The 20,553-nt window shown below is 31.6% G+C and carries 23 protein-coding genes; 12 read left to right on the forward strand and 11 right to left on the reverse strand.

The annotated features are described in order from the left end of the window. On the reverse strand, positions 1–223 hold a 223-nt coding region (locus HA152_RS02750), incomplete at its 3' end, for a single-stranded DNA-binding protein (protein WP_209133320.1). Positions 224–251: 28 nt separating this feature from the next. Between HA152_RS02750 and cobK the strand changes: the two genes are divergently transcribed. Together cobK and cutA are read left to right on the forward strand one after the other, a co-directional pair. Beyond that, complete coding sequence (gene cobK, locus HA152_RS02755) at positions 252–1,049, forward strand: precorrin-6A reductase (RefSeq protein WP_209133323.1); 798 nt, start codon at positions 252–254, stop codon at positions 1,047–1,049. A 13-nt stretch (positions 1,050–1,062) separates the two neighbouring features. After that, positions 1,063–1,368 (forward strand): divalent-cation tolerance protein CutA, encoded by a 306-nt coding sequence (gene cutA / locus HA152_RS02760; protein WP_209133325.1) that lies wholly within the window; start codon positions 1,063–1,065, stop codon positions 1,366–1,368. Positions 1,369–1,374: 6 nt separating this feature from the next. Here the strand turns inward: cutA and HA152_RS02765 are convergent, their stop codons facing one another. The 4 genes from HA152_RS02765 to HA152_RS02780 form a co-directional block, all read right to left on the reverse strand. Then, the gene (locus HA152_RS02765; protein ID WP_209133327.1) at positions 1,375–2,376 is read right to left on the reverse strand and encodes an adenosine kinase; all 1,002 of its coding nucleotides are present in this window, start codon (positions 2,374–2,376) and stop codon (positions 1,375–1,377) included. A 15-nt stretch (positions 2,377–2,391) separates the two neighbouring features. Next, positions 2,392–3,702, reverse strand: coding sequence for an adenylosuccinate synthase (locus HA152_RS02770; protein WP_025926147.1), 1,311 nt, complete (start codon positions 3,700–3,702; stop codon positions 2,392–2,394). Between the two features lie 81 nt (positions 3,703–3,783). Beyond that, positions 3,784–4,221: a photosystem II protein Psb27 gene (gene psb27, locus HA152_RS02775; RefSeq protein ID WP_025926148.1), complete on the reverse strand. Its 438-nt coding sequence runs from the start codon at positions 4,219–4,221 to the stop codon at positions 3,784–3,786. 26 nt (positions 4,222–4,247) lie between these two features. Further along, the gene (locus HA152_RS02780; RefSeq protein ID WP_209133329.1) at positions 4,248–6,050 is read right to left on the reverse strand and encodes a proline--tRNA ligase; all 1,803 of its coding nucleotides are present in this window, start codon (positions 6,048–6,050) and stop codon (positions 4,248–4,250) included. 174 nt (positions 6,051–6,224) lie between these two features. Here HA152_RS02780 and HA152_RS02785 point away from each other — a divergent pair, with 174 nt between their 5' ends. The 5 genes from HA152_RS02785 (at position 6,225) to lepB (ending at position 8,507) form a co-directional block, all read left to right on the forward strand. Beyond that, the gene (locus HA152_RS02785) at positions 6,225–6,575 is read left to right on the forward strand and encodes a resolvase (protein ID WP_162482243.1); all 351 of its coding nucleotides are present in this window, start codon (positions 6,225–6,227) and stop codon (positions 6,573–6,575) included. Between the two features lie 94 nt (positions 6,576–6,669). After that, the gene (locus HA152_RS02790) at positions 6,670–6,924 is read left to right on the forward strand and encodes a hypothetical protein (RefSeq protein WP_209133331.1); all 255 of its coding nucleotides are present in this window, start codon (positions 6,670–6,672) and stop codon (positions 6,922–6,924) included. Further along, a complete protein-coding gene (locus HA152_RS02795; protein ID WP_209133333.1) occupies positions 6,914–7,468 on the forward strand; it encodes an inorganic diphosphatase in 555 nt (184 codons plus the stop codon). The genes HA152_RS02790 and HA152_RS02795 overlap by 11 nt, the downstream gene beginning before the upstream one ends. Then, positions 7,465–7,821, forward strand: a complete 357-nt coding sequence (locus tag HA152_RS02800) for a Spx/MgsR family RNA polymerase-binding regulatory protein (protein ID WP_209133335.1) — start codon at positions 7,465–7,467, stop codon at positions 7,819–7,821. The genes HA152_RS02795 and HA152_RS02800 overlap by 4 nt, the downstream gene beginning before the upstream one ends. Positions 7,822–7,850: 29 nt before the next feature. After that, the gene (gene lepB / locus HA152_RS02805; protein WP_209133337.1) at positions 7,851–8,507 is read left to right on the forward strand and encodes a signal peptidase I; all 657 of its coding nucleotides are present in this window, start codon (positions 7,851–7,853) and stop codon (positions 8,505–8,507) included. Between the two features lie 57 nt (positions 8,508–8,564). Here lepB and HA152_RS02810 read toward each other — a convergent pair whose 3' ends face one another. After that, positions 8,565–9,893 (reverse strand): histidine phosphatase family protein, encoded by a 1,329-nt coding sequence (locus HA152_RS02810; protein WP_209133339.1) that lies wholly within the window; start codon positions 9,891–9,893, stop codon positions 8,565–8,567. Between the two features lie 116 nt (positions 9,894–10,009). On the opposite strand from HA152_RS02810, the gene HA152_RS02815 reads away from it, so the two are divergent. From HA152_RS02815 to tal, 4 genes are all read left to right on the forward strand, one after another. Further along, positions 10,010–11,371, forward strand: a complete 1,362-nt coding sequence (locus HA152_RS02815) for a CPBP family intramembrane glutamic endopeptidase (RefSeq protein ID WP_209133341.1) — start codon at positions 10,010–10,012, stop codon at positions 11,369–11,371. Between the two features lie 84 nt (positions 11,372–11,455). Beyond that, positions 11,456–11,884: a hypothetical protein gene (locus HA152_RS02820; protein ID WP_209133343.1), complete on the forward strand. Its 429-nt coding sequence runs from the start codon at positions 11,456–11,458 to the stop codon at positions 11,882–11,884. After that, positions 11,884–13,635 (forward strand): peptidoglycan D,D-transpeptidase FtsI family protein, encoded by a 1,752-nt coding sequence (locus HA152_RS02825; protein WP_209133345.1) that lies wholly within the window; start codon positions 11,884–11,886, stop codon positions 13,633–13,635. The genes HA152_RS02820 and HA152_RS02825 overlap by 1 nt, the downstream gene beginning before the upstream one ends. Positions 13,636–13,725: 90 nt before the next feature. Continuing rightward, positions 13,726–14,727 carry a transaldolase gene (tal, locus tag HA152_RS02830; protein ID WP_209133347.1) on the forward strand — a complete coding sequence of 334 codons (1,002 nt, stop codon included), beginning with the start codon at positions 13,726–13,728 and terminating at the stop codon, positions 14,725–14,727. 29 nt (positions 14,728–14,756) lie between these two features. Here the strand turns inward: tal and HA152_RS02835 are convergent, their stop codons facing one another. From HA152_RS02835 to HA152_RS02855, 5 genes are all read right to left on the reverse strand, one after another. Next, positions 14,757–15,890, reverse strand: a complete 1,134-nt coding sequence (locus tag HA152_RS02835; protein ID WP_209133349.1) for an NAD(P)/FAD-dependent oxidoreductase — start codon at positions 15,888–15,890, stop codon at positions 14,757–14,759. Beyond that, complete coding sequence (gene frr, locus HA152_RS02840) at positions 15,887–16,435, reverse strand: ribosome recycling factor (RefSeq protein ID WP_209133351.1); 549 nt, start codon at positions 16,433–16,435, stop codon at positions 15,887–15,889. Before frr ends, HA152_RS02835 begins: the two co-directional genes overlap by 4 nt. Before the next feature lie 22 nt (positions 16,436–16,457). Continuing rightward, positions 16,458–17,162, reverse strand: coding sequence for a UMP kinase (pyrH, locus tag HA152_RS02845; RefSeq protein ID WP_209133353.1), 705 nt, complete (start codon positions 17,160–17,162; stop codon positions 16,458–16,460). A gap of 124 nt (positions 17,163–17,286) precedes the next feature. Beyond that, on the reverse strand, positions 17,287–17,979 hold the full coding sequence (gene cobO, locus HA152_RS02850; RefSeq protein ID WP_209133355.1) for a cob(I)yrinic acid a,c-diamide adenosyltransferase: 693 nt from the start codon (positions 17,977–17,979) through the stop codon (positions 17,287–17,289). 35 nt (positions 17,980–18,014) lie between these two features. Beyond that, on the reverse strand, positions 18,015–19,184 hold the full coding sequence (locus tag HA152_RS02855) for a site-specific integrase (RefSeq protein ID WP_209133357.1): 1,170 nt from the start codon (positions 19,182–19,184) through the stop codon (positions 18,015–18,017). A 65-nt stretch (positions 19,185–19,249) separates the two neighbouring features. Between HA152_RS02855 and hemH the strand changes: the two genes are divergently transcribed. After that, positions 19,250–20,425 carry a ferrochelatase gene (gene hemH, locus HA152_RS02860; protein WP_209133366.1) on the forward strand — a complete coding sequence of 392 codons (1,176 nt, stop codon included), beginning with the start codon at positions 19,250–19,252 and terminating at the stop codon, positions 20,423–20,425. Positions 20,426–20,553: the final 128 nt, after the last annotated feature.

The following is a 20,553-nucleotide window of genomic DNA, read 5'->3' on the forward strand; positions in this document are numbered from 1 at the left end:
TCTTTAGACGTCCTTCAATAACAATATTTTGCCCCTCCTTTAGTTCATCTACCATTTCTTGGGCAATATTTCCCCATCCTATAATCTTGAGATCTCTGGTTGGATCTTCACTACGTAATCCTTTAAAATTAACAATCATTTCTGCAATTGGAGTTTGGTTTTCTTTGGTATACCTCATTTGGGGAGCGCTATTAATGACCGCCTGAATTAAACAATGATTCATTACTTACTATTTAATTAAAGACATACTGATGCAGAATCAAGGAAATTGCTATAAAAATGTTTGGATCCTATCAGGAACTTCGGATGGACCTGTAATAGCTAATAGGCTTCTTGAACTTAATTATTCAGTCTTTGCAAGTGTTTTAACTTATAAAGCAGGGCAAGCTTATATTGAGAATCCAAAGTTACATATCATTACGGGGAAATTAAATAATAAAGATCAAATAATTAATTTCATAAATAAAAATAAAATCACATGCGTTGTCGATGCTACTCATCCGTTTGCCGTAATAATTTCTAAAAATCTTAATAATGCATGTAAAGAGATTAATATACCTCTTTTACTATTTGAAAGGAAATCTCTAATAAAAAACACTAATAATTTTTTTTATATTGATCATTTAAAGGATATAAATAATGTTGATATTGAGAATAAGAATATTCTTCTTGCAATAGGATCAAGATTCCTTAACGATACAGCTAATTATTATATGAATTGTAAAGCAAATGTATTTACAAGGGTACTTCCAGTTTATGAGAGTATAACTAAAGCTTTTGGATCATGTATTAAAAATTCAAACATAGCGATACTTGAACCAAGTAAAAATAATAAAAGCATTTTAGAAAAAAAACTTTGTGATTTTTGGGAGATAGATTATGTTCTATGCAGAGAATCAGGAAGTTATTCTCAGAAAAACTGGGAGAGAATAGTTTCTGGAAGTAAGATGAAGTTATTTTTGGTTAAAAGGCCGAAAGTTAAAAATGATTATTCTTACACTTTTGATCAATATCACAATTTGATAAATCATATAATTAAAAAATATTGATGTTTAATTCATTATGGAAGTATTAGTTATAATCACAACTGAATCAAGTAACGCAAATGCTTTGCGAATGGCTAAATTACTAATACAGAATAAACTTGCAGCTTGTGTTTCGATAAAACAAATTTTTTCAATTTATAAGTGGGATGATGATATTGAAGATACTAAAGAGTTTGAAATCACAATAAAAAGTAAACTAGAATTTAAAGATTGTTTAATTGATTTCGTAAATAAAAATTCCACATATGATGTCCCTCAAATTATTTACAAAAAATACCATGCTGAGATGAAATATTATGATTGGTTGAATAAGACTATTTGATTAAATCTATTTTATTAACTCTTTAAGATCAATATCTGATCTAGATCCTAATTGCGTAATTATTTGCCCCGCACAAATTGAAGCTATCTCTCCGCATTTTTTGAGGGAACAATTGTTTATTAATCCATGGATAAATCCTCCCGCATAGATATCTCCCGCTCCTGTAGTATCAATAATCTTGCCCTTCGTTATTGACTCAATTATTTCAACATTATTTTTGTAAACGATCTGAGAACCATTGCTCCCAAGAGTTACTATGACTAATTCACATAAGGAAGCTAGGTCTTCTTGGCAGCCTGCTAATTTATCATTTTTAAATAGACTTAACACCTCGGATTCATTACAAAAAACAATATCTACATATTCATAAATTAATTCCAAGAAACTCTCACGATGTCTATCTACACAAAATGAATCAGACAAAGAAAGAATTATTTTTGTATTAGATTGTTTTGCAATTTGGGCGGCTTTAATAAAAGCTTTTTTAGCTAATTCGCTGTCCCATAAATATCCTTCTAAATATAAGTATTTACTTTCCTTAATTACAGTAAAGTCAATGTCTTTTGGTTCAAACTCTACAGATGCTCCTAGGTAAGTGCACATAGTTCTTTGTGCATCCGGTGTAACCAAAATGATTGAATGAGCTGTAGGAGCACCTTCAATAGTAGGTGGAGTATTAAATATAGTTTTACTTTTTTTTATATCGTCAGAAAAGAAATTCCCAAATTGATCATTTTTCACTCTTCCTATAAACTGCACATGATTGCCTAATTCTGCTAAAGAAACAACGGTATTTGCTGAGGATCCACCTGAAATTTGTTTGATCACTTTGCAATTTTCTAACAATCTCTGAGATTCATCAGAATTAATTAGATTCATTGATCCTTTATCCAGATTATTTATCTCAAGAAACTCATCTTCAATATTTACAATAATATCTACTATTGCGTTGCCTAGACCAATGAGATCAACTTTTTTATGTTCAAAATGTCTAAAGGATTCCTTCATTAATTTGGAACTAAATTACCTTAGCAGTGCTCTTTTAGGACCATGTATTGGGTCTTCAATTACTATAGTTTGATCTCTATTCGCCCCCAACGAGACAATAGCAATTGGAACCTCCATTAATTCAGCTAAAAATCTGAGATAATTCATGGCATTCTCTGGAAGATCAGATAGTTTTCTGCAATCTGCAGTTGAACATTGCCAACCTTTTAATTTTTTGAAGATTGGCTTACATTTTTTTAAGTCATCTGAATTTGTAGGAAAGTAGTCTATTTCTTCTCCATCGAGATCATATGCAATGCAAACTTGAATCTCATCTAATTCATCTAACACATCAAGTTTCGTAACGGCTAAACAATCAAGACCATTTACAGATACAGCATATTTCCCAATAACGCCATCAAACCACCCACATCTTCTCCTTCTCCCAGTAGTGGTTCCAAATTCACTGCCTCTATCACAGAGTTGATCATTAATACTTCCTTGTAATTCAGTTGGAAATGGCCCTTCACCTACTCTTGTGGTATAAGCTTTTGCGACACCTATGACTCTATCAATTAAAGTTGGACCCACTCCAGCTCCAATACATGCCCCTCCTGATATAGGGTTTGATGAGGTAACAAAAGGATAAGTCCCATGATCTAAGTCAAGTAGAGTCCCTTGAGCACCTTCGAAAAGAATATTCTTCTTGTTTTTTGAGGCTGCATGGATAGTCCTCGTACAGTCAACAACATGCTTTGATAATCTTTCCCCATAGTCAAGATATTCTTCAACAATATCTTCTAATTTAAGTGGTTTAATGCCATAGATTTTTTCTAGTAGACCGTTTTTTTCTCTTAATGGAATTTCGATCACATCACTTAGCCTTTCCTTATTGAGCAAGTCTCTTATCCTAATGCCATTTCTTTGTGACTTGTCCGCATAAGTTGGGCCAATCCCACGACCTGTTGTCCCTATTTTGTTTGAACCTCTATCAGCCTCCATCGCTTCATCTAATATTCGGTGGTAGGGCATTGTTACATGTGATGTTGATGAAATCTTTAATCCTGAGATATCAATTCCATTATCAATTAACATGTCAATTTCTTTAAGCAAGATTTTTGGATCTACTACAGTTCCCGAACCAATTAGACAAGAAGTATTTTTATAAAGTATCCCTGAGGGAATTAAATGTAATTTTAAGACTTTATCATCAACAACTATAGTATGACCTGCATTTACTCCCCCTTGATAGCGAACGACAACATCTGCCGAACGACTAAGTAAATCCGTTATTTTACCTTTTCCTTCGTCGCCCCATTGGGCTCCGATTACAACAACATTGGCCAATTTTAGAAGAGCATTATTTTTGTGCGAATATTTAATATATTCAAAAATCTTGGTTTACTTTTAAAAAGTAAATGAATTGTATCAACTTTCTCTTAGAACCATTTTTTCAGCAAGAGAAAATTCTTTGGTTAAACGCTCTTTAAGTTTATCTGGTAAAGGTCTACTTGCAAAGTTTTTGTAATGACCTGCCATAGCATTTAATGCTGTTTGCATTGTGGTAAATGATTGCGTTTTATTCACCATCCCTCTATTCCTATATCTGGAAATATAGTCAGTTATGAGTGTAAGGGCTTCACTTCTTACTTCATCTTTATTTGGAGAATCTTTTGGAGTATCGACAGCTGTTTGTAATGTTTTAACAACTGAAATTGTATCCTTTGTATAGTCCCCTGTCATAGCGGTTTTTGCCGCTATGGAAGGGGAACTAAATAGTGTAAAAACAACAATTAAGGATATTGCAAAAGATATAGCTTTGGTAAGGTTCTTAAAAAATAATTTTGATGTCCATTTCAGTAACATAACTTAGCTCCCAAAAAAAATTAGCCTCAAGACTTTCTATTGTACATTATTTTAGATTCGGAAATAAATGTTTCTAATAATTTATCAGTACTAATTTTAAGCTTAGTATTATTTGTTCTGCATAAAAGTTCTACTTCTTTATTAATAGAATCTCTGCCAATAATTATCTGAAAAGGAATTCCAATTAATTCCGCATCTTTAAATTTCACTCCAGCTCTATCGTTTCTATCATCGAGAAGGACATCAATTTTATTAATTAAAAAGTTGTTATAGATATGCTCAGTAAGATTACTTTGAATAGGATCTTTTAGGTTTGTTGGGATAATAATAACTTCAAAAGGAGAAATCTGGATAGGCCAACAAATGCCTTTTTGATCATGATTCTGTTCGATAGCGGCTTGAGCTATTCTTGTCACTCCTATTCCGTAACAACCCATCCATAAATTTTTTAGCTGACCGTCCTTATCAGAGAACTTTGCATTTAATTTTTCACTATATTTTTGACCTAGTTGGAAAATATGTCCAATCTCGATACCTTTTTTTTCTTTAAGTTCTTCATTATCATAAATACTTATTTTATCTCCTTTTTTGGCATTCCTTATATCCCCAATTAGATAGTCTTTCGAATCAAAAGAAAATTCTTGAAAAACTTTATGGAAATTAACTTTATTCCCACCACTTATAAACTTTGAAAGGTCACTTGCAGAATGGTCAACTATTCTTGTCCATTTTTTTTCCCAATTAGAACTAGCTTTAATAGTTTCATTATCTATATTTGGCCCTATAAAACCTAAGGGTAAATCAACTAGGTTTTTTTCGATAGTATTTTTGTCTTCAATCTTTTTAAGATTAAGGAGATTGAAGTGATGAAGTTTATTGATTAAGTTAAAAAGCTTTACTTCATTAATGTGTTGATCGCCTCTTATGCATGCAAGAATTGGGATATTAAATTCACCTTCGAACTGTGCAAGGAATATGACTACTTTAATAAGCTGACTTGGGTCTAAATTGTTATTATCACAAACTTCTAGGATTGTTTTTTGATGAGGCGTTTCCAACCACTCTGCAATATTATCTTTAAGTGGAATAGGTTGAGAGGGTAGAGAAACAGCTTTTTCGATATTGGCAGCATAAGAACCACTTTGAGTGAACAAAATGGAATCTTCCCCAGCATCAGCAGTGACCATAAACTCTTTAGATGAAGCACCGCCAATTGCTCCACTATCAGCTTCAACCCCTACTGTCTGCAGTCCACAAGATTTAAAAATATTTTCATAAGCATTGCCTACCTTTTCATAGAAAGAAGCTAGATCGTTTTCTGAAGAATGAAAAGAATAGCCATCTTTCATTATGAATTCTCTACTTCTCATCAATCCAAACCTTGGCCTTATTTCATCTCTAAATTTTGTCTGAATTTGGTAAAAACATTGAGGTAATTGCTTATAGGAGTTGATGGTCTCTGATGCAATACTCGTGATTACCTCTTCGTGAGTTGGTGCTAAACCAAATTCCTTACCTTGTCGATCTTTGAGATTAAACATTATTCCTTCACCTGCGGTATATCCTTCCCACCTTTCACTTTTTTTCCATAAATCTGCAGGATGAAGTTGGGGTAATAGTAATTTCGTGCAACCAATACTATTAAGTTCTTTATCTATTATTGCCGATATTTTTTCAATTACTCTAAGCATTAGTGGCATGTATGCATAAATACCGCTGTTAACTCTGCGAATATACCCAGCTTTTAAGAGTAATTGATGTGAAATAATCTCAGCTTCAGAAGGTGTGTCACGAAGTGTCCCCAGAGGAAATGAGGTTGTCACGCGCATACAGAAAAATCCTTAATAATATTTAATTTTATCAATTAAGATGAAAAAATAATTTAAAGTGTCTTGAGTCCCTCAACGCGGCTAGTCTAAGAATATTCTTTCTGCTAACTTCTTCTGTAATGAAGCTCAGACTTTTTAAAAAGTTCATTACTACTTAATCATTTTCTTAAGTTTATGGAAAATATAGATTCCAATATCTCTAGTGAAGAGGAATTAGTAGGTATTGATGAAGTTCAAAAATTCCTTAACAGATCAAGAGCTTCTGTCTATAGGTATACAAATACAGATTTAAGAAATCTAAACCCTAGCTTTAATCCAAGAAAATTAAATCCCGAATTTAGAACTGATCAAAAAGATCCTTTAAAGTTTCATCCTAATGAAGTTGCAAGATTTGCAAAGGATATTTTAAGAATTAAGGAGGTTACTGTAGAGGTCTTTAATACACCTTCCTCCGCGGCTCAAAATATAATGGTACAAATATTAGACGAACTTAAATCTATCAGGTCTTTGCTAGAGAAAGAGTAATTAAAAAAATACTAATCAATGTTTTGATTTATTGACATTTTGAATGTAAAATAATGATGTCTATTATCTCCTAAATCTTTCCAATTCAGAGTCCTTGAGTTACACGAAATCAAAGCAATTTATTCAAAGTAAATCAAGCGAAGAATCATCTCATGGTTCTGCTCGAAGTGATTTTGAAAGAGATGATGATGACCCCTTAAGTATAAGGAGTCTATCAATAACATCTTTAGGTATTATTTTTGCCTGTTTGACAATCTTTTTACCTTCAATAAGCATTTTAATTGGAAGACCTTTATCTCAAGGAAACGAGATAATTCATAATCACGATTTTAAAAAAGATGGACCTTAGCTCAATACCTCCATCTCCAATGAAGGGAATAGTAAATATTGTTGTTGAAATACCTGCAGGGAGTAGGAATAAATATGAATATTGCTCTGATGCAGGAATTATGGCCCTAGACAGAGTTTTGCATTCTTCAGTTAGGTACCCTTTTGATTATGGGTTTATCCCAAATACCCTCGCTGATGATGGAGCTCCTCTTGATGCAATGGTGATAATGGATGAACCTACTTTTGCTGGTTGTTTAATAAAAGCCAGACCTATTGGAGTTTTGGATATGCATGATTGTGGGGCATATGATGGAAAACTTTTATGTGTGCCTATGGCTAATCCTAGACAAGCTAATATAGTTAGTATTAATCAAATTGCTCCTAATCAGCTTGAGGATGTTGCTGAATTTTTTAGGACAAGTAAAGGACTTGATGGAAGAACAGTTGAAATTGACGGTTGGAGGGATTTTGATGTTGTTCAAAATTTATTGAAAAGTTGTATACCCCTAAAAAAGAAAAACTTTAAAGTGCTTAAGAAATCAAAAATTAGTAAATTAAATTGAAAAAAATAATTTTTTATAGTTATTTAAAATGCTCTACTTGCAGAAAAGCTGCAAAGTGGCTTGAAAGCAAAGATTTTGAATTCCAATTAATTGATATTGTAAAAGAACCGCCACTTGTTAATTATTTAAATCTAGCTTTAGAACAATACTCTGATGATAAGAGACGGATTTTTAATACAAGAGGTAAAGCTTTTAAAACTCTTAATCTTGATATTTATGGTTTATCAAGGGAAGAAATTATTCAACTTCTTTTAAGTGATGGCAAATTAATAAAAAGACCATTTTTGATTTACGAAGGTAAAAAAGTAATATTAGGTTTTAACGAAATTGAATATTCCAATCAATTTATATAAGTTTAAAAAATCAAAACTTTTTTAATTTTATGCATGCTTCTATTAAAAGTTTTTTAAAAGAATGGGGTCTACTAATTTTATTAACTTTTTTTGTTTCTTCTTGTAGATCTTTTTTCGCAGAACCACGTTATATACCTTCTGGTTCAATGCTCCCAGAATTACAAATAAACGATAGGCTAATTATTGAAAAATTTTCGCTAAGAAACTCCTTACCCAAAAGAGGAGATATTGTTGTTTTTAACTCACCTTACTCCTTTGATGAAAAATTAATTTCATCAAGATCTAAGCCTCTCCCAAAAAAAAGATATTGTTTTTTCATGAGTTTCCCCCCGATGTCGTTTGTTCCAGGCTTGAGGGATCAAGCTTGCGATGCGTATATTAAAAGAGTGGTTGCAATGCCAGGGGAAATTGTTAGTGTAAACAGAAAGGGTGAATTAATAATAAATAATAAATTAATTCCTGAACCTTATGTCTCTTACAAGTGCTCATCACCCCTCTTTAATAACTGTGGTAAATTTGAAAATATAAAAGTTCCTGAAGATCATTTTTTAGTTTTAGGTGATAATAGGTCAAATAGCTGGGATGGTAGATATTGGCCTGGAAATAAATTTCTTCATAAAAAGGAGATAATTGGTAAAGCATATTTTAGATTTTGGCCTCTTAATCAAGTTGGCTTTTTCAATTAATAAAGCCTTTTTCTGAAACTGACTTCATTAAAAAAATTTTTTAAAAAGGGTTTCAATTTAAAGTGCTCCTGAAGCAGTTGAATCAATTATTCCTCCTAGATGGGTTGTTATGTTTAAAGCGCTAATCGCAGGGGGCTTATTGGGATCATTAAAGAGGTCAATTATAGTTATGCCACCATTACCTTGTTTTATCATCCAAATATTTGAATAATTAATCCCAAGGATATTGCAAATTAGGGTTTTATTGACTGCATCATGAGCAACCAAAAGGGTTAGGTCATTATCCTCTTGAGATAAACAAATTTTGTCAAAAGCTTCTACGGACCTTTCTGATACATCTTTTATAGATTCACCTTCGGGCATTATTACTTCTTCAGGTTTATCATGCCAATTTTTTAGTAAAGCAGGCCACTCTTCTCTAATTTCTGCTTCCAATTTACCCTCCCATAATCCGTGACTGATTTCTACGAGTGAATCTATTTTCTCAATTTTTAAATCTTTGTTATTTTGAAGGATTATTTGTGCAGTCTCATAAGGCCTATGCATTGAACTTGAAAATGCCTTATTGAAAGAAATATTTCTCAAATATTCAAAAGTCTTTTTAGCTTGATCTTTTCCGTTTTCATTTAAAGGGATATCAATTTGGCCTTGAAATCTTCCTTCTTTGTTCCAGTTAGTTTCACCATGTCTTATTAGAAATATTCTGGAATCTCCAATTTTATTTGGAATATTTTTATTAAGATGGGAAGTTTGATTTAAGCATTCAATTTGAGTCTTAAAAGAGTTATCTTTCTTTGAAATATTGAGTATCGAGAAAGAAGCATTTTCTAATCTTATTTTTCTAAAACCTTGCTTAGGCTTTCCTAATAACAAGAGTATTAAACATCTTAGAATTGCATTATGTCCAACAACTAAAATATTTATATCATCTTTGTCTTGATAAAGTTTTAAAATATCTTTTACAAAATCTGTTGCTTGAAAAAATAACTCTTGAATTGGTTTATAAGTTTTATTGCCATTTCTTTTTAAGATAAGATTTTCTGGATCATTTTTCCATATAGGGTAAATTTCTGGAAATTTCTTTTTTATTTCATCAATTTTTAGACCAGACCATTCACTAAGATCTACCTCTAGCAAATTATCGTCGAATATAATATTTTGTTCTTTATTGAAGGTCTTTTTAATTGTTTTTGCAGTCTCCGCCGCTCTCACAAGTGGGGAGGAATAGATTTTATCGAAGTTTATTTTTGATAATGCTTTTCCTGCTTTTCGGGCTTGTTCGTATCCTTCATCGGTTAATAATGAATCGTCTGTTCTTCCTTGAATTAATCCTTTTGCATTGAAGCTGCTTAGTCCGTGCCTAACTAAAACTAATCTTATAGCCATTATATAAATTTGAAAATTAAGATAATTTAATCATCTCATGGCGTGATTAAAATAGATACATAAATATAAGGAAATTCAATGATAACTAACTATAGTTTTCAAGAATATAATAAGTTATGATCTTTAAAAATAGTTCTAAGTCAAAACTCACTTTAGCTTTTATTTCTATCGTCATAACTTTTTTTGTATGGCAACAAGGCTTAAGAGACAGTTTAGATAGACCATCTGTTTCATTTGATATTAGTCAAAAAGAGCAAGAAATTGCTGAATTATCTGTCCAATCAATAAATGTAAATCTTAAAAAATTTTTTATAATTAATGACCCTGTTGATCAAATAAATAAATCACTCTCTGATGTCTCATTTGAAGAGCTGACAGAAAGAAATAAATTAATTCGAATAATCACTTCAGAATCAAATGATTCTTTAATTTATAAAAATATATCCAAAGATTTTAAAGATAAAAACTTTAAATTTCTGATTGATGAGATAGAAAAGAAATCTAATAATAATTCATATCAAGCTAATTCTGATAAATTTGATTTATTTAAAGGTGATAGATTTTTATATCATCTTTTAAGCAGGAAATTTGATTTTGACGATAGTGCATTAATAACAAAATCATTTTCAAGAAAAATGTTTTTTAAAATATTAGCCATAAGACTAATTCCACTTTTAACAATATTTATTGGCTCTATTCTGGCTTTAAAAATATTATGGAAAACCATATCTTTGAAAAAGTTTGGTTGGAAAGAAATTAAATCCTTAGATTTAGAATTAATAGATATGGTTTTATTAATTGCAGGTGGATTTGTTGTTTTAGGAGAAGTGGTATCCCCTTTATTTTCTATCAGTTTGGTTGAACTTTTTTCTAAAAATATCTCTAATGAATTATCTCAATCTTTAAAAATTTTCTTTGGATATCTTTTTATGGCTATTCCGCCATTATGGATAGTTTTTTATCAAATTAAATCCTTGAATGGTGAATTTACTTTTAAAAAGGATTATTTACAGTTCAATTTCTTGCCAATAAAATATGCAATTATTCAGGGAATTAAAGGTTGGTTAACAATTGTTCCTTTTGTTTTATTGATCTCTCTTATTATGAATAGTTTGATCGATAATCAGAATGGTAGTAACCCCTTGCTGGAAATTGTTCTTAATAATAATAATTACGCATCATTTTTTCTATTATTTGTAACAACAACTCTATTAGCTCCTCTATTTGAAGAGATTATATTTCGCGGTATTTTACTGCCAACTCTTTCAAGAGATTTTGGAGTAATTTCGGGCATCATAGTTTCAGCTTTTATCTTTGCATTAGCCCATTTAAGTTTGGGAGAAATGCCGCCATTATTTGTTCTAGGGATTGGATTAGCAATTACAAGAATTGCTTCGGGGAGTTTGTTTTCCTCAGTGATTATGCATTCTTTATGGAATGGATTGACTTTCTTAAATTTGTTCCTATTGAGGACATAAAATATTTAATTTTTACTTGCGAATCAAACAAAAAGATGTTTATTTAATTAATAACACTTCTTTTATTTAAAAAATAAATCATAGATGAAACCTTATGGGAATCAACTTAATTTAAAAAAAAAAGTTTCATATGAAAGTAAAAAAAACTCTGAAAAAATATATATATTTAATGTCAAATTAATACATCAAATTTTCGACACCATTAATATATCTCTTTTGGTATTAATTTTCACCTTGTTGTTCTTGTCTTTTAATAGTCAAAGAAAATGGTCAAATACATATAAAAACTTATCTAAAACAAGAGCTATCAATAATAATCTCATTGATTATATTTCCAAAATTGAGGAATTTTATATTAGTGAACTTGAGTCTATTAATACTTATACAAAAACTAAACCTAAAGATTTAATCTATCTAGATAAACTTCCAGAAAAAAAAGAAAGTTTATTTAAGAAAAATTTAAGTAGTTTCATTGAAGGTTTTCTAGATAGCAAATATCAAAGGGGATATTGATGAAAAAATACAAAAAAATTGTTCGTCTAAAACCACTGGATCAAAGAAGATTTAAATTTCTCTATATTTTTAGCTTACTATTAATATTTTGTTTGTTTGGTAGGTTAGTTCAATTGCAAGTCTTTAATTCCTCTGATTTGCAAAGGAAAGCAAGATTAATACAGTCTTCTAAAACTAACGCCTTAAAAAAAAGGAGAGCGATTGTTGATAGAAATAATAGACTAATTGCTTACGATAAACCGCTCTATAAATTATGGGCCCATCCAAAATATTTTAATTTTCCTGGTGATTCAATTAACAGAGTTCGCAGTATTGAAGAAGTTACTGAAAAATTGTCGCCCATCTTGGATATAAATGGTGAAATACTCTTGAGTAAATTTAATAATAAAATCAGTGGCATAAAGCTTTTGGATAAAATTTCCGAAGAAAAGGCAGAAAAGATTAAAAACCTTCAAATAAGCGGACTTGATTTGTTTAAATATTCGCAGAGATATTATCCACAAGGGGCGATTTACTCTAATCTTGTCGGTTTTGTTAATGATGAGAATATAGCTTCAGCGGGTTTAGAGCTTCATTTAGATAATCAAATTAAAGTTTTTAATAAGAGTAATTTTATAAAAATAGGAGGAGATGGAACTCCTCTTCCGGATAATTCAGCCCCTGGTGATTTTATTTCTGATTACAAAAAATTAGGCCTAACTATAGATTCAAAATTACAGAAAGCGTCATTCAATGCATTATCAAAGCAAGTAAGCAAATGGAATGCAAAGAAGGGATTTGCAATTGTTATGGACGTTAATAATGGTCAGATTCTCTCCTTAGTTTCAGTCCCGTCGTACGATCCAAATAAATTTTGGCAGTATGATTCTGAACTTTTTAGGGGCTGGTACTCTCAAGACTTATTTGAGCCTGGTTCTACTTTTAAACCTATTAATCTTGCCTTAGCTTTAGAAGAAAAAGTAATCCAGAAAGATGGAGTAGTTGAAGATATTGGAAAAATTAATGTTGGAGGATGGACACTTTATAATTGGGACAAAAAAGGTAATGGATATATTGACTATCCAAAAGTTTTGCAGGTTTCAAGTAACGTTGGGATGGTAAAAATAATGCAAAATTTAGACCCCACAATTTATTGGGATTGGCTAAAAAATTTAGGTATAAATAAAAATTTAGAGACTGACTTATTCGAATCAACTGCTGGCCAACTTAAGAGAAAAGATTTGTTTGTAAATCAATCAATTGAGCCTGCAGTAACTTCTTTTGGTAAAGGGTTCTCAATCTCGCCACTTAAATTGCTTCAACTTCATGCGGCTCTGGCAAATGGGGGTTTTGAAGTGACTCCTCATGTAACCTCAACTTTCAAGGAAAGATTTAATAAAAATCCAAAAAAACAACTTTTTTCAAAAGAGGTTTCTCAAACTGTTCTTGAATGGATGGAGAGCGTAGTTGATAAAGGTAGTGGATCTGGAGTAAAAATCGAGGGTTATAGGATTGCTGGGAAAACGGGCACTTCTCAAAAAGCCTTAAATGGTTCGTATACAAGCAAAAAAGTTTGTAGTTTTGTCGCGACCTTACCAGTTAATGATCCAAAATACGCTGTCCTTGTAGTCGTTGATGAGCCATCTAAATCATATGCATATGGTTCAACTGTTGCTGTGCCAGTTGTGAAAGAAATTATCGAGAGTTTGATAGTAATTGAAAAAATACCTCCTAATATCAAAGATCATGGAATGATTGTTAAAAAACCCTAAAATTTTCCATTTTTATAAATATTTAGTTCATTATCTGATGATTTCATCAGGAATAAAAGCTAGTTTATGTATATATATGATTATCTAGATATGAAATCAATTTTAGAACAATTGTCCGCAATGACCGTTGTTGTTGCTGATACTGGAGATTTAGATTCGATAAAAAAGTTTCAACCAAGGGATGCCACCACCAATCCATCGCTAATTCTTGCTGCTGCCAAGAATCCTGATTATGTGAAATTAATTGATAAAGCTTTAGAAAGTTCAGAAAATGCGTTGCCCAAAGGATTCTCTGAAATTGAATTAATCAAAGAAACTGTTGATCAAGTTTCAGTATTTTTTGGAAAAGAAATATTGAAAATTATTTCAGGGCGCGTATCTACAGAAGTTGATGCAAGACTGAGCTTTGACACCGAAGCTACGGTAGAAAAAGCGAGAAAATTGATCAATCTTTATAAGAATTTTGGAATTGAAAAGGAAAGAATTTTGATTAAGATTGCTGCAACTTGGGAGGGAATTAAGGCAGCTGAAATTTTGGAAAAAGAGGGCATTAAATGCAACTTAACTTTACTTTTTAACTTCTGCCAAGCGGTAACTTGTGCCAATGCAAAGATAACCCTTATTTCTCCGTTCGTTGGCCGTATATTGGATTGGTATAAGGCAAAAACTGGTAAAACTAGTTTTGTTGGTGCTGAAGACCCTGGTGTTATTTCGGTTACGCAAATATATAAGTATTTTAAAGAAAAGGGATTAAAGACAGAAGTAATGGGAGCAAGTTTTAGAAATCTTGATGAAATAAAAGAATTAGCAGGTTGTGATCTTTTAACAATCGCACCAAAATTTCTTGAGGAATTGAAAAAAGAAAAAGGAGAGTTAGTTAGAAAATTAGATGTAAGTTCCCCAATAAATAATTCTATTGACTACCAATTTGAAGAAAAAGATTTCAGATTAAGCATGTTAGAAGATCAAATGGCAAGTGAAAAGCTTAGTGAAGGTATCACTGGATTCAGTAAGGCTATAGAAGAATTGGAAGAACTGCTACTTAAGAGATATTCTGAAATTAAAAATCATAAATTAATTTCTGCTAACTAAATTTAAGTTTTAATTGAAAAAAAAAGAATTTAACCCCCACTTTTTGTTAAAAGTCTTCTGATAACTCTTTTTGCAATATCTTCATAATTCATTTCTCCTGATAATATTTGAGCAATACGTTTAGGTGCTGTTTTTCTTTTGACACCTAGTTGGTAACCAGTTCTAGGAAATCTATAAAATACTTGGGCTATTCTCTTCCCCCAAGCCATTGATTTTCCCCAAATGTTGTTAATTTTTTTCGTATAAATATTTAAATCATCTACTTTTCCTGATAGGCACTGATCTATATATTCTGCAGCATAAAAACTGCTAATTAAAGATGGTCTAATTCCTTCAGCTAAAAATGGATCACATAGAGATGCTGCATCTCCAACCGCTAAAACTTTGTCACCATTAATTGCATGGAAGCCATTCCATATTCTCAGTTTCTTACTAATTGTTTTATGAGGAAAATCATCGAAACCGAAGCTTCTGATTACTTGTTTATTTATAGCTTGATTTTCTAGGAGACCATTATTTATAAAAGTACCTAGACCAATATTTAAGCTTTCTCTTAGGGGGAATGCCCATGCAAAACCATATTTTATAAATCCAAACTCAAATCTAACTGCATCTCTAGGTATTTCACCTAATCCTTTCAATCTTAATGAGATTGTGTTGGCAAATTTGGGCTTTCTTGGCCCTAAATTGAAATAACCTGCCCATTTCGATTGGGACCCATCTGCTATTACAAGAAATTCTGTAATATATTTTATTTTGTTATTGCAAGTAATTTCCCATTTATCATTTTTTTTTATAATTTTTTCTATCAATAATGGTCTCATTATCTGAGCTCCATTACTCAAGGATGCATCAAGCAATAATTGATCTAGTTTTTCTCTTTTAACAATCCAAAATGGGGATTCACCAGTCAGATCAGCAGTAACATTATCTGCAGCCTTCCATCTGAATTCAACATTCTTAATTTTTGATTCTATGCAATCTTCTATATTTAAAGGAAGAAATCTTTGCATTGCAGATGCCATCCCACCTGCACATGGTTTGTAATCTTGGAATTTTTCTTTTTCAATAATTAAAACTGAATATCCTTTCTTTGATAGATTTAGAGCAGTGGAAGATCCTGATAAACCACCACCAATTATTACAACGTCAAATCCTATCAAACTTTTAGAATTTCCTTCTCTTTCTCAGACAATTTAGTTTCTATTAAAGCTATATATTTATCAGTGATTTTTTGAATCTCAGATTGATTATCTCGAGATTCGTCAATAGAAATAAGTCCATCTTTTTCTTCTTTTTTTTCTTTATCAACAGCATCTCTTCTAATATTTCTCAAAGCTACTTTCCCTTCCTCTGCATATTTAGAGGCTAATTTACAAAATTCTTTTCTTCTCTCTTCTGTTAAAGGAGGAACATTTATTCTTATCAATTTACCATCATTATTTGGAGTAATACCTAAATCACTCATAGAAATAGATTTCTCTATTGCTTGTAAACATGAAATATCAAACGGTTGTATTGAAATAGTTTGTGAATCAACAGTGCTTATTGTGGCAAGTGATTTGATTGGTGTTTCTGCTCCGTAGTACTCAACACTCACCCTGTCCAACAATGAGGCATTAGCTCTGCCTGTCCTAATTGTATTAAAGTTTCTTTGCGTGGCTTCAACAGTTTTATTCATATTTTCTTGAATTTCTTTTTCTTTCATAATTAAAAAAATTAAATGATCTTTAACTAATTAAAGAGCCTATTGGCTCACCAGCAACAGCTTTTGAAATATTTCCTTTTTTGAATATATCAAAAACCATAATTGGGATATTATTATCTTTGCAAAGTGCAATCGCAGTACTGTCCATTACTGTGATTTCATCACTAAGAACTTGTTGATAACTAAGAGAGGAATATTTTTTTGCATCTTTAAACTTATTAGGATCACAATTATATACTCCATCAACTTTGGTAGCCTTCATGACAACTTCAGCATTTATCTCCGCTGCCCTCAAGGCTGCTGTTGTGTCAGTTGTGAAAAATGGATTTCCGCATCCACCTCCGAAAACTACAACTCTACCTTTTTCAAGGTGTCTCATAGCTCTTCTTCTTATATAAGGTTCTGCAATTTCCTGCATTTCTATTGCAGTTTGAACTCTGGTTGCAACACCTACTCTTTCTAAACCATCTTGAAGTGAAATAGCATTCATCACTGTTGCGAGCATCCCAACATAATCAGCTGTTGCTCTATCCATGCCATCTGCAGACCCTTTAAGCCCCCTAAAAATGTTTCCACCACCAACAACTATTGCAAGTTGTACATTATTTTCGACTACTTTTGAAACGTCTTCTGCAATTGACTGAACTATGGCAGGATCAATACCATAAGGTTTTTCACCCATGAGTGCTTCACCACTAAGTTTTAAGAGAACTCTTTTGTAAGTCATTCAATAATCGTACTTTTAAGACCTTAGCAAGTAAACGTACCAAATTTATTTTTTGTTCAGATATTGCTTGCGTCTTTAAACATTTCTAAACCTGCCTGAAGAAATCAAATAAACATTTGTTTAATTAGTACTCAACGCACTTTTGTGCTTTTATTCCTTGCTCTTTAAAAGGATGTCTTATTAGTTTCATTTCTGTAACTAGATCAGCGTAATTGATAATGGAATTAGATGCTCCCCTTCCAGTTAAAACAATATGATTTTTTCTATTATTTAAGCTTTTTAAAAAAGTGATTATTTCTTCGGGTGCAAGATAACCAAGTTTTGTCGCAATATTAATTTCATCAAGAATTATAAGTTTATAAGATTCGTTTTGTATATATTTTTTGGCTAGTTTCCAAGCCCCTTGAACTAATTTTTCATCTCTTATTCTGTCTTGTGTTTCCCAAGTAAATCCCTCTCCTAATGAATGCCAAGATATGTTTGAAGACAAGTTTTTAAGTGCTTTTTCTTCTCCGGTGGTCCAGCCTCCTTTGATAAATTGAATTATTGCTACTTTATAGCCATGCCCTATCGCCCTTAAAGCCATACCTAAAGATGCAGTTGTCTTGCCCTTGCCATTTCCTGTAAAAACAATCAATAATCCTTTTTTTGTTTTTCTAATTTGTAGTCTTTCGGCTTGAATATCTTTTCTTTGCTGCATTCTTTTTTTATATAAGCTTTCATCGCTATCCGGAGATAATTTTCCTCCCATTCCAAGTTTATTTGCTTGATTATCGAGGTTAAATATTTTCTCGGAAGATAAGGGTTTTTCTTGCATATGACCTTAATTTTTATTTTTATAATTATAAATCTTTAAATATTTTTAGCTCTTTTAACTTTTAAAAGTGCATTATTTACTGCCTGTTGTTGATCTCTTTTAGTAATCCAGTGGTGATAAGTTTGAGTATGCAAACTAACAGAGTGTCCCATCATTCTGGCGGCCACAGTATCAGGTAAATCATAAAAAATTGTTCTTACTGCCCAAGCATGCCTTAGATCATAAGGTTTTATTTGTAAAGAGTAACGCTTAAACTGGTCTGTAATTTTTTTTCCGATATTCTGTAAGGTTGTAATTTTAAGGTCTCTATTAATATTTGGTAGAAGTTCTGGATTTTCACCAAGTTTTGATAATTCGAACTTTTCAACCCATTCAGGATGAAATGGCCAAACTTGATGTTCCCCAGTTTTAGTCGTAGGTAAAACTCTAATAATTTTGTCCCCAAAATTAGTAAGAGAACTTAAATCACAAAAAAATACTTCATGATTCCTTAATCCATATGTAGCCATTAGACCAAAAACAAATTTCCAAGACTTGTTTGGGATCTTCTCCCACATTTTCTCTATTAATTCGTCTTTTGGTAAATCTCTAAATCCTGCTTTGTTCAGACCATATCCTCTAGAATTTAATTTCCAATCTTCTGGTAGTTTAATGTCCAAAAACTTAGCCAATACACTTAAAGAAGTAGCGCATTGTTTCCTACTTCTGCTACCTTCCTTATAACTTTCAAGAGTTTTTTGAAATATTCTTTCTAGAGCTTCATTCTCATAATCATTATAGATATTTAGGATTCTTTTCATATATGGTTTGTAAGAACTTCTCCAAGTAGTTTTTCTAGTGCTGGTTCTAAAATCACTTTTATTTTCTTTAAAAAAAAATTCCTCAAATTGATTTAATCTTTTTGGAAATTCAAACCCATCTTTTATTTCCTTTTTATAAGGCTTGCCTATCCAATTAATCCAATCAAATTGATTCAATTCTAATTGCAAATTGATTAATTGTAATTTTTTTTGGGCCTCTTCTAATCCAGAAATATCAGCCTTTAAACCAAGAGATATTCTTTGGATTTTAAAGTTATTGTTATCTTCTTTAGTGGGTAGTGAACCACGAATATTTAATTTATCTCCTCTTTTCTCAATTTTAAGCTTGCTGCCTTGAGTAGCAAATTTATCATTGACATTATTAATTTCCTGAATTACGTTCATTTACTTATATAATTGACCATATAATGACGTTTTTAATGTTGATTTTCAATCTTCATAAATTTTAAATGGATAAAATAGGCGTCTTACTAATGAATTTAGGAGGGCCTGAACGCATTACTGATGTAGGCCCATTCTTATACAATCTTTTTTCTGATCCAGAAATTATCAGGACCCCTTTCCCTGTTTTTCAAAAGCCCCTAGCTTGGTTAATTAGCACGCTTAGGAGTACCACTTCACAACAGGCTTACCTTTCTATAGGTGGAGGTTCACCTATCAGAAGGATAACCGAACAACAAGCAAGAGAATTACAATCTAAATTAAGGAACAAGGGATTTAACGCTACTACCTACATCGCTATGAGGTATTGGCATCCTTTCACCGAATCAGCAATTGCTGATATGAAAGCAGATGGCATAGATCAAGTAGTTGTAATACCCTTGTATCCACATTTTTCGATAAGTACAAGTGGTTCGAGCTTTAGGGAATTAAAAAAATTGCGAGATTCTGATGATGAATTTAAGAAGGTTCCAATGAGATGTGTAAGGAGTTGGTTTAGTCAAGAAGGTTACTTAAAGTCTATGGTTGAATTAATTTCTGAACAAATTTCACTTTGTGAATCACCTTCAAAAGCCCATATTTTTTTCACTGCACATGGAGTTCCTAAGAGTTACGTAGAGGAAGCTGGAGACCCTTACAAACAACAAATTGAAGATTGTTCTTTATTAATCATTAATGAGTTGGAAAAATGTTTAGGGCATAGTAACCCTCATACCCTTTCTTATCAAAGTAGAGTTGGTCCTGTGGAATGGTTGAAGCCTTATACAGAAGAAGTGTTAGCTGATCTTGGAAGGTCAAATGTTAATGATCTGATTGTGGTTCCTATAAGTTTCGTTGGAGAGCATATCGAAACATTGCAAGAAATTGATATTGAATATAAAGAAATTGCTGAAAAGGCTGGTATTAAAAACTTTCGGAGAGTTAAGGCTTTAAATACTCATCCTACTTTTATTGATGGCCTTAGTGATCTAGTGATTTCCTGCTTGGAAGGCCCTCTTGTTAATTTAGAAGAGGCTTCACAGTTGCCTGAAAAAGTTAAACTTTATCCTCAAGAGAAGTGGCAATGGGGTTGGAATAATAGTTCAGAAGTTTGGAACGGAAGGGTCGCAATGATTATTTTTCTTGTGCTTTTTATTGAACTTATTTCAGGCTCTGGACCTTTACATAAATTAGGCATTTTATAAAGAAAAATTGAAATTTATTAAATAGTTTTTAATCTATTAAAAGATTATTTTGAATACATTTCTGACATTACATTTCTAAATGAGGCAAAAGTATTTAATTAAGTTTAATATTTATAGTAAATATTGAA

This window comes from Prochlorococcus marinus XMU1412 (genome assembly GCF_017696315.1).
GTDB lineage: Bacteria > Cyanobacteriota > Cyanobacteriia > PCC-6307 > Cyanobiaceae > Prochlorococcus_A > Prochlorococcus_A marinus_AF.

Coding starts and splice junctions, on each gene's coding strand:
- cobK (WP_209133323.1), top strand. CDS start 252: ATGCAGAATCAAGGAAATTGCTATAAAAATGTTTGGATCCTATCAGGA.
- cutA (WP_209133325.1), top strand. CDS start 1,063: ATGGAAGTATTAGTTATAATCACAACTGAATCAAGTAACGCAAATGCT.
- HA152_RS02815 (WP_209133341.1), top strand. CDS start 10,010: ATGATCTTTAAAAATAGTTCTAAGTCAAAACTCACTTTAGCTTTTATT.
- HA152_RS02810 (WP_209133339.1), bottom strand. CDS start 9,893: ATGGCTATAAGATTAGTTTTAGTTAGGCACGGACTAAGCAGCTTCAAT.
- pyrH (WP_209133353.1), bottom strand. CDS start 17,162: ATGACTTACAAAAGAGTTCTCTTAAAACTTAGTGGTGAAGCACTCATG.
- HA152_RS02795 (WP_209133333.1), top strand. CDS start 6,914: ATGGACCTTAGCTCAATACCTCCATCTCCAATGAAGGGAATAGTAAAT.
- cobO (WP_209133355.1), bottom strand. CDS start 17,979: ATGCAAGAAAAACCCTTATCTTCCGAGAAAATATTTAACCTCGATAAT.
- psb27 (WP_025926148.1), bottom strand. CDS start 4,221: ATGTTACTGAAATGGACATCAAAATTATTTTTTAAGAACCTTACCAAA.
- tal (WP_209133347.1), top strand. CDS start 13,726: ATGAAATCAATTTTAGAACAATTGTCCGCAATGACCGTTGTTGTTGCT.
- HA152_RS02855 (WP_209133357.1), bottom strand. CDS start 19,184: ATGAACGTAATTCAGGAAATTAATAATGTCAATGATAAATTTGCTACT.
- HA152_RS02780 (WP_209133329.1), bottom strand. CDS start 6,050: ATGCGCGTGACAACCTCATTTCCTCTGGGGACACTTCGTGACACACCT.
- lepB (WP_209133337.1), top strand. CDS start 7,851: ATGCATGCTTCTATTAAAAGTTTTTTAAAAGAATGGGGTCTACTAATT.
- HA152_RS02785 (WP_162482243.1), top strand. CDS start 6,225: ATGGAAAATATAGATTCCAATATCTCTAGTGAAGAGGAATTAGTAGGT.
- frr (WP_209133351.1), bottom strand. CDS start 16,435: ATGAAAGAAAAAGAAATTCAAGAAAATATGAATAAAACTGTTGAAGCC.
- HA152_RS02825 (WP_209133345.1), top strand. CDS start 11,884: ATGAAAAAATACAAAAAAATTGTTCGTCTAAAACCACTGGATCAAAGA.
- hemH (WP_209133366.1), top strand. CDS start 19,250: ATGGATAAAATAGGCGTCTTACTAATGAATTTAGGAGGGCCTGAACGC.
- HA152_RS02765 (WP_209133327.1), bottom strand. CDS start 2,376: ATGAAGGAATCCTTTAGACATTTTGAACATAAAAAAGTTGATCTCATT.
- HA152_RS02820 (WP_209133343.1), top strand. CDS start 11,456: ATGAAACCTTATGGGAATCAACTTAATTTAAAAAAAAAAGTTTCATAT.